This window comes from Bradyrhizobium sp. BR 1433, assembly GCF_051547665.1.
Taxonomy (GTDB): Bacteria; Pseudomonadota; Alphaproteobacteria; order Rhizobiales; family Xanthobacteraceae; genus Bradyrhizobium; species Bradyrhizobium australafricanum.
On sequence record NZ_JBPUGG010000001.1, the window covers coordinates 4534379 to 4547842 of the forward strand.

Annotated in this window: 4 protein-coding genes; 2 read left to right on the top strand and 2 right to left on the bottom strand. The window is 65.2% G+C overall.

What is annotated here, in order from left to right; genetic code table 11:
* Window positions 1-95: 95 nt before the first annotated feature.
* The gene (locus tag ACSKB9_RS22065) at window positions 96-3269 is read right to left on the bottom strand and encodes an efflux RND transporter permease subunit (protein WP_225642972.1); all 3174 of its coding nucleotides are present in this window, start codon (window positions 3267-3269) and stop codon (window positions 96-98) included.
* Complete coding sequence (locus tag ACSKB9_RS22070; RefSeq protein ID WP_438080340.1) at window positions 3266-4483, bottom strand: efflux RND transporter periplasmic adaptor subunit; 1218 nt, start codon at window positions 4481-4483, stop codon at window positions 3266-3268. Before ACSKB9_RS22070 ends, ACSKB9_RS22065 begins: the two co-directional genes overlap by 4 nt.
* Before the next feature lie 798 nt (window positions 4484-5281).
* Between ACSKB9_RS22070 and ACSKB9_RS22075 the strand changes: the two genes are divergently transcribed.
* Window positions 5282-12886: a cadherin domain-containing protein gene (locus tag ACSKB9_RS22075; protein WP_438075714.1), complete on the top strand. Its 7605-nt coding sequence runs from the start codon at window positions 5282-5284 to the stop codon at window positions 12884-12886.
* A complete protein-coding gene (locus ACSKB9_RS22080; protein ID WP_438075716.1) occupies window positions 12883-13227 on the top strand; it encodes a hypothetical protein in 345 nt (114 codons plus the stop codon). The genes ACSKB9_RS22075 and ACSKB9_RS22080 overlap by 4 nt, the downstream gene beginning before the upstream one ends.
* Window positions 13228-13464: the final 237 nt, after the last annotated feature.

A 13464-nucleotide genomic window follows, 5' to 3' on the forward strand; every position in this document is an offset into this window, starting at 1 on the left:
CGGCCGGTGGCCGTGCATCCTTCGAGACGCCTGCTTCGCAGGCTCCTCAGGATGACGGGGAAGGACTTGCTGCTGCGGAACGTTGGGTGTCACCCTCAGCCCGCCACGGTTGCCTTGGGCTCGGCCGGCTTGCCCTCGTTCTTTCCTTCCGCGAGGTTGCGCACCACCATGTAGAAGATCGGCGTGAAGACCAGGCCGAACAGGGTGACGCCGAGCATGCCGAAGAACACGGCAACGCCGACCGCCTGCCGCATCTCCGAGCCCGAACCGGTCGATACCACCAGCGGCAGCACGCCGAGGATGAAGGCGAACGAGGTCATCAGGATCGGCCGCAGACGGAGCCGGCAGGCCTCGATCACCGCGTCCAGCCGCGACCTCCCCTCGAGCTCGATGTCGCGTGCAAATTCGACGATCAGGATCGCGTTCTTGGCGGCCAGCCCCACCAGCACCACGAAGCCGATCTGGGTCAGGATGTTGACGTCCTGGCCCATCAGTCGCACGCCGATCGTGGCCGCGAACAGGCACATCGGCACGATCAGGATCACCGCGAACGGCAAGGTCCAGCTGCCATATTGCGCGGCCAGCACCAGATAGACGAACAGCACGCAGATCGGGAACACGTAGAGTCCGGCATTGGCGCCGGTGACCTGCTGGTAGGACAAGTCGGTCCACTCGAACGAAAAGCCGCTCGGCAATGTCTGGTCGGCGAGCTGCTTGATGGTGTTGAGCGCCGTCGTCGAGCTCACGCCCGGTGCCGGCTCACCCTGCAGTTCGGACGCCGAGTACAGATTGTAGCGCGCGACGCGGTCGGGTCCCGAGACGTCCTTGAAGTCCACGATGCTGCCGAGCATCACCATGTCGCCGGCGACGTTGCGGGTGCGCAGCCTTGCGAGATCGGGGCTGTCTTTCCGGAACGGCAGATCGGCTTGCGCGGTAACGTGATAGGTGCGGCCAAACAGGTTGAAGTCGTTGACATAGGTCGAACCAAAATAGGTCTGGATCGTGTCGTTAATGTTGGCGATCGGCACCCCGAGCTTCTGCGCCTTGACGCGATCAATGTCGACGAACAGCTGCGGCGTGTTCGCGGTGAACGGCGAGAACACCGACGTGAGAGACGGTGATTTGCGCGCGGCTGTCACCAGTTCATCGGTCGCGGATGCCAGCAGTTCGGGTCCGCGCCCCTGGCGATCCTGGACACGGATGGTGAAGCCGCCACCGGTGCCGATACCGGGCACGGCCGGCGGCGGAATGACGATGATGAAGGCGCCCTGGATCACCGAGAGACGCTTGCGCAATTCGGCCGTGATCGCGTTCGCCGTCAGCCCCTTCTTCAGGCGCGCCTCCGGCTCGTCGAATACCGGGAACAGCGCCGCGGCGTTGCCCTGCTGCGTGCGCGTCGCACCGGAGAAGCCGGCGAACGCCGCGACGCGAACGATGCCCGGCGTATCCAGCGCGATCCGCTCGATCTCGCGCACGACAGCGGTGGTCCGCGCCAGCGACGCGGCGCCCGGCAGCTGCGCCGAGATGATGACGTAGCCGCGATCCTGCGCCGGAATGAAGCCCTGCGAGGTGGTCGCGAGCAGCCAGCCGGCGCTGCCGATCAGTACGAGGTAGAGCGCAAGCATCACCACCGTATGCCGGATCACGAAGTCGGCCACCGATGCATAGCCGTGGGCGAGCCGGTCGAACACGCGATTGAACAGCGCGGTGAAGCTGTCCCAGCCGCGCGCGATGATGTTCCAGCGTGCCGGCGGGCGTTTCTCCTCATGCGGCACCAGGATCTGCGAGGCCAGCGCCGGCGACAGCGTCAGCGAGCAGAAGCAGGAGATCGCGGTCGCGACCGCGATCGTCACCGCAAATTGCTGGAAGAACTGCCCGGAAATGCCGCCGAGGAAGGCGGTCGGCACGAACACCGCGCACAGCACGAGCGCGATCGAGACCAGCGCGCCGCCGACCTCCTCCATGGTCTTGAGCGCAGCGTCGCGCCTGCTCATGCCGTGCTCGAGATGCCGCTCGACATTTTCGACCACCACGATGGCGTCGTCGACCACGATGCCGACCGCCAGCACGAGGCCGAACAGCGTCAGATTGTTGATCGAGAAGCCGAGCGCCGCCATCACCGCGAAGGTGCCGACCAGCGACACCGGGATCGCGATGATCGGGATGATCGCAGGCCGCCATCCCTGCAGGAACACCAGCACCACGATGACGACGAGCGCCATGGCCTCGTAGATCGTCTTGATCAGCTCGTGGACCGATTGGGCGATGAATTCGGTCGGGTTGTAGCCGATATTGTAGTCGAGCCCCTTCGGGAAACTCGCCTTCATCCGCTCCATCGTATCGGAGATGCTCTTGGCTGTGGCGAGCGCGTTCGATCCGGGCCGTTGCGTCACCAGCAGCGCGACGGCGGATTTGCGCAGCAGGAAGCTGTTGGTAGCGTAGGACAGCGCGCCGAGCTCGACGCGGGCGACGTCGCGCAGACGTACCGTGCGGCCGTCGGAGCCGGCCTTCACCACGATGTCCTCGAACTGCCTGATGTCCTTGAGGCGGCCGGTGAAGACGAGGTTCGGCTGGAATGCGCGATCGGCGATCGGCGGCTCGGCGATCTGGCCGCCGGCGATCTGCAGGTTCTGCGCCCGGATCGCCGCCAGCACCTCGGTCGAGGTCAGGCCGAGATTGGCGATCCGGTCGGGATCGAGCCACAGCCGCATCGAATAGTCGCGCGCGCCGAACATCTGGATGTCGCCGACGCCATCGAGCCGCAACAGCTGGTCGCGGACCTGCAGCAGCGCGTAGTTGGAGATGTAGAGCTGGTCGAACGTGTCGTCGGGCGACAGCATGAACACGACCATCAGGATGTCGGGCGAGTTCTTGCGCGTGGTCACGCCGTTGCGCTGCACCTCTTCGGGCAGCCGCGGCTGCGCGATCGCGACGCGGTTCTGCACCAGCACCTGGGCCTTGTCGAGGTCGGTGCCGAGCTTGAAGGTCGCGGTGATGGTGAGCTGGCCGTTCGACGTCGCCTGGCTGTAGAGATACAGCATGTCCTCGACGCCGTTGATCTCCTGCTCGATCGGCGCGGCGACGGTGTCGGACACGGTCTGCGCCGAGGCGCCCGGATATTGCGTGGTGACGACGACGGTCGGCGGCACCACTTGCGGATATTCCGAGACCGGCAGCGTCGGATAGGCGATCGCGCCGACGATCAGCAGCACGATCGACAGCACCATCGCGAGGATGGGCTGGTTGATGGAGAGCCTGCCGAGATTCATGGTTCGGCACCTGAGGCGGGCTTGTCAACGGCCGCCGGCTTGTCGCCTGCCGCGGGCTTGGAATCCGCCGGAGCCTGCGCCATCTTCGGCGTCACCTTGGCGCCGACGCGGGCGCGCTGCAGGCCGTCGACGATCACGTGATCCTCCGGCTTGAGGCCTTCGCGGACGACGCGCAGGCCCTCGTCGAGCGGCCCGAGCGTGACCGCTCTTGCCTCCACCGTGTTGTCGTCCTTGACCACGAACACGATCTTGCGCGACTGGTCGGTAGCAACCGCGCTGTCCGGGATCAGCAGCGCCTCATAGGGCGAGGAGCCGATGATGCGGACGCGGCCGAACTGGCCGGGCAGGACCGACAGATCCTTGTTCGGAACGACCGCGCGGCTGCGCAGCGTCGCGGTCGAGACGTCGAGCCGGTTGTCGAGGAAGTCCATCTTGCCCTCATGCGACGGCTTGGTTTCACCGGTCAACGCGATCTGCACCGGGTTCGCCGTGTCGCGCGAGCTCGGCCGCCTGCCTTCGAACCACAGCTTGCTGTTGCGCTGATAGGTCGCCTCGTCGACGTCGAAATAGATGTAGATCGGATCGAGCGACACGATCGAGGTCAGCAGCGTCGCGCCGCCCTCGCTGCCCTGCACGAGATTGCCCGGAGTGACCAGATGCCGGCTGACGCGGCCGGTGATCGGCGCCAGCACATGGGTGAATTCGACATTGAGCTGCGCGGCCTTCAGCGTGCCTTCGGCCTGGGTCTCGGCGGCGCGCGCCGCCTGCAATGCCTGACGGCGCTGGTCGACGACCTGCTCCGAGACCGCGCTGGTCTGCACGAGGTTCAGCCCGCGCTCGAGATCGCGCTTGGCAAGCTCCCCCTTGGCGCGCGCGTCAGCGAGTTGGCCTTCGGCCTGCAGCACGACAGCCTCGAACGGCCGCGGGTCGATAATGTAGAGCAGATCGCCGGCGTGGACGATCGCACCATCCTTGAACTCGACGCTGTTGACGAAGCCGCCGACACGCGCGCGGACCTGAACCTCCTCGATCGCCTCGAAGCGGCCGGTGAACTCGTCCCAGTCGGTGACGGTGCGCTTGACCGGCTGCGCGACGGTCACAGGTGGCGGCGGAGGCGCGGCCTGCGATTGCGCGCTCTTGTTGTCGCAGCCGCCGAGCGCCAGCGCCGCCAGCAGCCCGATCGGCGCAAGGCCAAGCCAAGGCCTGAGCGACAGGCCGCGTGAGGCATGGCGGCGAAGCGAATGACGCTCGACGCCGGTCACCGGAGCCACACGCCCCGTTCTGTCAATCGAACTCAATTCCCTCTCCCCAAGGATCAGTGCAGGGCTACGAAAGTCGCAATTAAACTTGCGGTGATTCAACGCGGATGGACCACCGCAATGTCGCGGCAGCGGACGTCACAGATGTAGCCGCTCCCCAGTCTGTTCAAGATGGCCGCCGGATCAAGCGAATAGTTGCGCAATCTGAAAGCCTTACGACGTGATCGCGAAGCCGTGACGACAGGAAGGGACAGATCCACTGGCCTTTCGGGTGAGGAGAGATCACAGACGGCTTGCCGGGAATCAATCCCAAGGCGAATCACCGACACATGTTCGTCACACAACGACAATTCCGCCTGCGGCGCAGAAACCACCGGGGGTCGCACAAGATTAAAAATGGTCGAGTTTCCACACTCTACCTCCCGCTGCATGGCCGAATCGTGGTTAACGGCGCGGTGTCACGTGGACACACATTGACACTCGGAAGCATCGACAATACGGTCGTGGTTGCCAACCGGTAAATTTTCTTGGCCGCCGCGCTTTTCTCGAACATTCATTGGGCTTTTCTCGCGGCGTGAGTGAGTGGAAGCGATTACGTAATGGCAAGCGCATTTGAACTTGCTGATGTCGGGACTCCGCAACCGTCGCGGTGTCCGCATATTGCGAGCGGACCGGTGCGATCTCGAATCGCAAGTGATCAACCTCAACGTGTGAACTGCTTCACACCTCGTCGTCCCCAAAAATTGTAGTTAGTTGATCGGCTTTCACGCCGATCGCGGGAGTGCTCATGACGACCATACCTGCCTATACAATCGGTGGTTTAACTCGCCCCAGCTTCATCTCGATCCGAGCGGCAATATCATTCTGGATCCGGCCGCGCAGGCGTTCGTCAATACGTATGGTCTGCAATATCTTTACCTGGGCTGTCCTCCCGGCACGCCGTGGCCGCCGGTGCCCGGCTTCCTATCGCCTCCGACCGACGCCAATTCCGGCGCCAACACGGTCGTTGAGGGCGCCGCAGCCAGTACATCGGTCGGCATCACCGCGCAATCCACCAGCCTGATCGGTCTTCCGGTCACCTATTCGCTGGCGTCCGATTCCTCGCATGGCGGCTTCAAGGTCGATCCGAATACCGGCGTCGTGTCGATTGCCGATCCCTCCAAGGTCGATTTCGAGAGCTCCGGCGGCAGCTACGTTGTCAATGTGCAGGCGACCGACGGTATCTTCGTCTCGTCGCAGAGCTTCACGATCGCGGTCAGCAATGCGCCGCCCTCGACACCGACCGACGGCAACGCCACCGCCAACGCCGTCAACGAGGGCGCCGCGGTCAACACCTCGGTCGGCATCACCGCGTCGTCGGCCGACGTCAACGGCCCCGGCGTCACCTACTCGCTGACATCGGATTCCTCCAATGGCGGCTTCAAGATCGATCCCACCACCGGCATCGTCACCGTCGCCAATTCCACCAAGATCGACTTCGAGACCGCGCCGGGTCACGCCTACACCATCACGGTCCAGGCCAGCGACGGCCATGGCGGCGTCAGCTCGCAGAGCTTCACGATCAACGTCAACGACGTGGCGGTCAGCACCCCGGTCGACGTCAATGCCGCCGCCAACAGCGTCGTCGAAGGCGCTGCCGTCAATACGCTGGTCGGCATCACCGCCTCCGCGGTCGATCCGAACGGCCCCGCAACCACCTATTCGCTGACCGGCGACACCTCCGGCGGCGGCTTCACCATCAATGCCACGACGGGTGTCGTCACCGTCGCCGATCCGAACAAGCTCGATTACGAGAGCGCGCCGGGCCACGCCTACACCATCACGGTGCAGGCGACGAGTGGCGCGACCACGACGACGCAAACCTTCACGATCGGCGTGACCGACGCCCCGCCGTCGGCTCCCACCGACTCTGACGCCGCGACCAACACAGTGGTCGAAGGCGCCGCCATCGGCACCGCCGTCGGCATCACCGCGCACGCCACCGACATCAATGGCGGCACAGTGACCTATTCGCTGGTCGGCGATGCCCACGGCCTCACCATCAACGCCGCGACCGGCGTCGTCACCGTCGCCGATCCCACCAAGATCGATTTCGAAACCGCGCCCGGCCACGCCTACACCATCACCGCGCAGGCGAGCGACGGCACGCAGACCAGCACGCAGACCTTTACCGTCAACGTCACCGACGTTGCGCCGTCGGCCCCGGTCGACAGCAATGCTGCCGCGAATACCGTCGTCGAAGGCGCGGCCGTCGGCACCACGGTCGGCGTCACCGCATCCTCGACCGACATCAACGGCCCGGCGGTAACCTATTCGCTGACCGGCGACAGCTCCGGCGGCGGCTTCACCATCAACGCGACAACAGGCGTCATCACCGTCGCCGACCCGAGCAAGCTCGATTACGAAAGCGCGCCCGGCCACGCCTATACCGTTACCGCGCAGGCCAGCGACGGCACCCTTGCGACCTCGCAGACCTTCACCATCGCCGTCACCGAAGCCCCGCCCTCGACTCCGGTCGACAGCGACGCCAGCGCCAATGCGATCGCCGAAGGCGCCGCCAACGGCTCGACCGTCGGTGTCACGGCGTCGTCGATCGACGTCAACGGCCCGCCGGTGACCTATGCGCTGATCGGCGACACCTCCGGCGGCGGCTTCACCATCGACGCGACAACCGGCGTCATCACCGTCGCGGATAGCACCAAGGTCGATTACGAGAGCAGCGGTCCGACCCATTCCTACACCGTCACCGCGCAGGCCAGCGACGGCACGACGGCGAGCTCGCAAACCTTTACGATCGCCGTCACCGATGTCGCGCCGTCGACCCCGGTCGACTCCGACGCCGGCGCCAACACCGTCATTGAAGGCGCAGCCAACGGCTCGACCGTCGGTATCACCGCGTCGGCGACCGACATCAACGGTCCGGCCGTGACCTATTCGCTGATCGGCGACAGCTCCGGCGGCGGCTTCACCATCAATGCCGCAACCGGCGTCGTCACGGTCGCCGATTCGAGCAAGCTCGATTTCGAAAGCTCGGGCGGCAGCTACACCGTCACCGCGCAAGCCAGCGACGGCACGCTGGCGAGTTCGCAGACCTTCACCATCAACATCGCGGATGTTGCGCCATCGACCCCGGTCGACGGCGATGCCGCCGCCAACAGCGTTGTCGAAGGCGCGGCTGCCGGCACTGCGGTCGGCATCACCGCGCACGCGACCGACGTCAACGGCCCGGCCGTGACCTGGTCGTTGATCGGCGACACCTCCGGCGGCGGCTTCACCATCGACCCGACGACCGGCGTCATCACCGTCGCCGACCCGACCAAGATCGATTATGAGGGCAGCGGCCCGACCCATTCCTACACGGTGACCGCGCAGGCCAGCGACGGCACGCTGGCGAGCTCGCAGAGCTTCACTATCGCCGTCAACGACGCCGCACCGTCGACCCCGGTCGATGCCGACGCCGGCACCAACTCGATCGCCGAAGGCGCGGCCAACGGCTCGACCGTCGGCATCACCGCGGCGGCAACCGACGTCAACGGCCCCGCCGTGACCTGGTCGCTGATCGGCGACACCTCCGGCGGTGGCTTCACCATCAATGCGACGACGGGCGTCATCACCGTCGCGGACAGCTCCAAGATCGATTACGAAGGCCCGGCCGGGCACGCCTACACCGTCACCGCGCAGGCCAGCGACGGTTTGCTCACGAGTTCGCAGACCTTCACCATCGCCGTCACCGACGTCGCGCCGTCGACCCCGGTCGACAGCGACCCCGGCGCCAACCGCGTTGCGGTCAATGCACCGGTCGGCGCAGGAACCAGCGTCACGGCATCCTCGACCGACCTCAACGGCCCCGCCGTGACCTACTCGCTGGTCGGCGACACCTCCGGCGGCGGCTTCACCATCGATGCGACCACCGGCAAGATCACGGTCGCCGATCCCAGCAAGATCAACATCGCCGACCCGTCCTATGACGTCACGGTCGATGCGAGCGACGGCACGCTGCACAGCCAGCAGACCTTCACCATCGCCGTCGTGGTCGACCAGGCGCCGGTCGTCACCGCCGGCCACACGCTGAACTACACCGAGAACCAGGCCGCGACCGTGATCGATTCGGCGATCACCGTCACCGACGGCGACGACGCCAATCTGGTGTCCGCAACGGTGCAGATCACCGGCAACTACGCCAACGGTCAGGATGTCCTCGGCTTCACCAACCAGAACGGCATCACCGGCTCGTTCAATGCCGCGACCGGAACGCTGACGCTGACCGGCTCCTCCAGCGTCGCGAACTACCAGGCCGCGCTGGCGTCGGTGACTTACATCAACAGCAGCGACAATCCGTCCGGGCTGGCGCGCACCGTCACCATCACGACCAATGACGGCACGCTCGACAGCTCACCGGTCACCGACACCATCAACGTCACCCCGGTCAACGACCCGCCCGTCGTCACCGCCGGTCACACCCTCAATTACACGGAGAACCAGGCCGCGACCGCGTTCGACCCGGCGATCATCGTGTCCGACGTCGACAACACTACGCTGACCGGCGCGACGGTGCAGATCACCGGCAACTACGCGAACGGTCAGGACGTCCTCGCCTTTACGTCCCAGAACGGCATCACCGGCTCGTTCAATGCGGGAACCGGCATGCTGACGCTGACAGGCACCGCCAGCGTCGCCGATTATCAGGCGGCGCTCGCCTCGGTGACCTATCAGAACACCAGCGACAACCCGTCGGGCCTGGCGCGCACCGTCACGATCATCGCAAACGACGGCACGGCGACCTCCACGCCGGTTACCGGCACCATCAACGTCACGCCGGTCAACGATCCGCCGGTCACGACCGCCGGCGGCACGCTGAACTACACCGAAAACCAGGCCGCGACCGTGATCGATGCGTCGGTCAACGTGACCGACGTCGACAGCGCCAATCTGACCGGCGCGACGGTGCAGATCACCGGCGGCTTCGCCGCCGGCCAGGACGTGCTGGGCTTCGTCAACCAGAACGGCATCACCGGCTCGTACAATTCCGGGACCGGCGTGCTGACGCTGACCGGCTCCGCCAGCGTCGCCAACTACAAGGCCGCGCTCGATTCCATCACCTATTTCAACTCGAGCGACAACCCATCCGGGGCGGATCGCATCGTCAGCTTTACGGTCACCGACGGCACCGACAGCAGCAACACCTCGACCTCGACCATCCACGTCACGCCGGTCAACGATGCGCCGGTCGTGAGCTTCGGTGCCATTACCGGCTTCTCCGAGCCGCCGAACGGCACGCCGGCAGCGAACTCGACGCCGGTCACGATCACGCCGAACCTGACGATCACGGACGCCGAAGGCAATAACCTGACCGATGCGACCTTCGTTCTGAACAATCTGAAGCCGTCGGATGCGCTGTCGATCGCAGGCCACGCCGGCAACAGCGGCGATATCGGCGGCATCCACTTCGAGATCACCAGCACCGCCGGTACCGAAACGATCAGCTTCACCGGTACCGACACGCTTGCGCACTACAATGCGGCGCTGGACCTGATCCAGTTCAACAACACCAGCGAAAACCCCGACACCACCGCGCGCTCCTACAGCCTGACCGTGCACGATGACGGCGGTACCGCGAATGGCGGCAGCAACACCGGGACGGGATCGACGACGGGAAGCGTCACCGCGGTGGACGACGGACCCACCGCGTCGGTGCCGGCGGACAATTCGATCGGCACGGCATTCTCGCACACCGACTTCGCGATTTCAGGACTTTCGGTCGCCGACATCGATGCCGCCAGCGGCAACGTCACGGCGACGATTGCCTCAAGCCATGCGAACCTGACCTTCAATACCGCCGGGCTCGCCAGCTCCACCAACAACAGCAGCCACACGGTGACGCTGACCGGCACCGTCGCACAGGTCAACACCGCGCTGGCGACCTTGACATACAACAGCGACGACGGCTTCACCGGCTCGGATACCGTCACGCTGAACATCAACGACAACGGCAACACCGGCACCGGCGGGCCGCTCACGTCGGGCACCCAGACCTTCCACGTCGGCGTTGTCCCGCAGGTGTTCTATATCGACAACTCGCCCACGGCGCTGGCCAACAGCGCCAATCTCGGCACCGCGGCCGATCCATACACCTCGATCGCCGCCTACAACGCGGCGAATCCGGCCGGCTCTGGCGACTATGTCGTGCTGAGGTCCGGCACCTATACCGAGGCCAACGGCATCAACCTCGCCAATGGCGTCAACCTGGTCGGCGGCAGTCACTCCCTGACGTTCACCAATCCGGTGACCGGCGCCGTGGTGACTGCCAACACTGCGACCGGCACCGATCCGGTGATCAAGGTGACCGGCGCCGACAACGGCATCGACCTGCTCGGCACCTCGGGCCACAGCATCAGCGGCGTCAGCATCGATACCTCGGCCTCGACCGGCATGGGCATCAGCGACGACAACAACAATGTCGGCACCGTCACGATGTCCGACATCACGGTCAAGACTGCCAGCGGCACCGGCATGAGCTTCACCCATGGCGGCACCATCACGCTGACCGGCACCAACAACTCCATCACGTCGGGCACCGGCACCGCGCTCGATGTCGAGAACACCCAGATCGGCTCGTCCAACCTCATCCTCAAGAGCATCACCTCGAGCGGCGGGTCCAACAACGGCATCATCCTGTCGAATACCGGCACGGCCGCCGGCAATGGCGGCCTGCACATCACCGGCGACGGTTCGACGGCGGGCAGCGGCGGCACCATCGCCAACAAGACCGGCGCCGACGGCAGCACCACGCAGGGCAGCGGCGTCTACCTGAACAACACCAAGGACGTTCAGCTGTCCTATCTGGCGATGCACGACTTCCAGAACTACGGCATCGTCGGCACCAGCGTCACCGGCTTTACCCTCGGCAACACCACGGTGACCGGCACCAACGGCACCAACGTCGGCGGCATCGGCGAGGGCGACGTCTACTTCACCGGCCTGTCCGGCACGGCGTCGGTAACGAATTCGACCTTCACGGGCGCAGCGCTCGATGCGTTCCACGTCTTCAACAACAGCGGTCAGACACTCAACCGCATCACCATTACCGGCTCGACCTTCGCGACCAATTCGGCGGCCGGAAACAGCTCGGGCGATGCCCTGGTGTTCCAGGCCACCGACGGAACATTCAACGCGACCGTCCAGAATTCGACATTCACGTCGGCGCGCGGCGACCTGTTCCAGCTCGATCTGCACGGCGGCGTCAACTCGGACCTCGTGCTGAACGGAAACAGTTTCTCGAACAACAACCAGAATATCGTCTCGGGCGGCGGCGGCATCACCATCAGCTCCGGCGGGACCGGCGACCACGCCAACCTGACCTTCAACATCGCCAACAATACCATGCGTGATGCCCTCGGCACCGCGCTCGGCATCAGCACGGGATCAGGCGCAAGCTCGTTCAACGGCACGATCGATTCCAACACGATCGGCGTCGCCGGCGTCGCCAACAGCGGCTCCGCCCAGGGCAGTGACATCGGCTTCGTCACGATGGGCGGCGCCAATTCCAGCGTCACGATCACCAACAATCATCTGTATCAGTACAACAACGACGGAATCGAACTGCAGACCGGTGACGCTGCGAACGGCGGCAACGCCCTATTGACCGCGATCGTCATGGGCAACACGGTGTCCAACCCGGGTGCGTTCGGCGCTCATGGCTTCGAAATTAATGCCGGCACGGTCGCGGGCGACGCGCAGAGCGTCTCGCTGACGCTGGGCGGCACCGGCGCCCAGGAAAATCAGTTCCTCGGTTCGGGCGCGACCGGCACCGACATCCGGCTGCGCGATCGGTTTGCCACCACCGTCGGCCTGCACGCGGGCGACGGCTCGTCCTATGGCGGCGGCGCGACCGATACCGCCGCAATCTCGAGCTACGTCCTGGCGCACAATACGGTCACCACGGCGCCGACCATCAGCGTCACGGCGGGCAGCACCAACGGCTTCGGCTCGTCGCCGCTGCTCGCCGCGGATGGCGGCGTGCAGGCCGCCGTCGCGACCCCGGGTGAAACCCACCTGACGCAAAGCCAGCTCGACTCGGTCGTCTCGGCGGCCATTACCCAATGGGCAAAGGCTGGCGTGGACGCGGATCAACTGGCCGCGCTGCATGCCGTCACCTTCAGCGTCGCTGATCTCGCCGGCCAGGTGGTCGGCCTGGAAAGCGCCGGCCACATTACGATCGATGCCGATGCCGCCGGCCATGGCTGGTTCGTCGATTCGACACCGTTTGACAATTTTGAGTTCCCCACGCGCTCAATGCTTCTGGCTCCGATCTGCAGACCGATTCGTCGACGGCCGCAGCCGGTCATCTCGATCTATTGACCGCCGTGGTCCATGAGTTGGGACACGTGCTCGGCCTCCCCGACCTGACGTCGTCATCCGATGCCAACGACCTGATGTATATCAGTCTCACCGACGGCGAGCGGCGGCTCCCAACCGCCGCGGATGTCACGCAGGCCAACGTGGGATCGGCGAAGGCGATGCCCATGCAGAGCAACACATCCTCGACTCTGAACCGCGACGGCTTCGACTTCTCGTCGTTCACCCAGACGCCGTCGCAGGCCAGCACGAGCCACGCGGACCTGGCCCGCGAACACCCAGACCTGGTCCGATCTGTTCAGCGGGCACGCCAATGCCGGCACCCCATGGTGGGTCGGCCATGAGGCGACGTTTGCCGCCATGGGCGGCACGCCGACCGACAACCACGCCCAGTTGCACCATGACCTGATCGTCTGACCGGGCACCGTATCGACTACACAACGCCTGCCGAAGCGTTCCGGCAGGCTTGCCTCAGATGGATGGGATCCGCGCTTCCGTCGACCCGGCAAACTTCAATCGCCTCATGATGTCCGCTTGGACATGTCCGATTCGTGACAACGGTCCCGTCAGCAGCGATACCG

Excerpts from the sequence above, each read along its gene's own strand:
- ACSKB9_RS22065 (WP_225642972.1), bottom strand. The coding sequence starts at position 3,269 with ATGAATCTCGGCAGGCTCTCCATCAACCAGCCCATCCTCGCGATGGTG.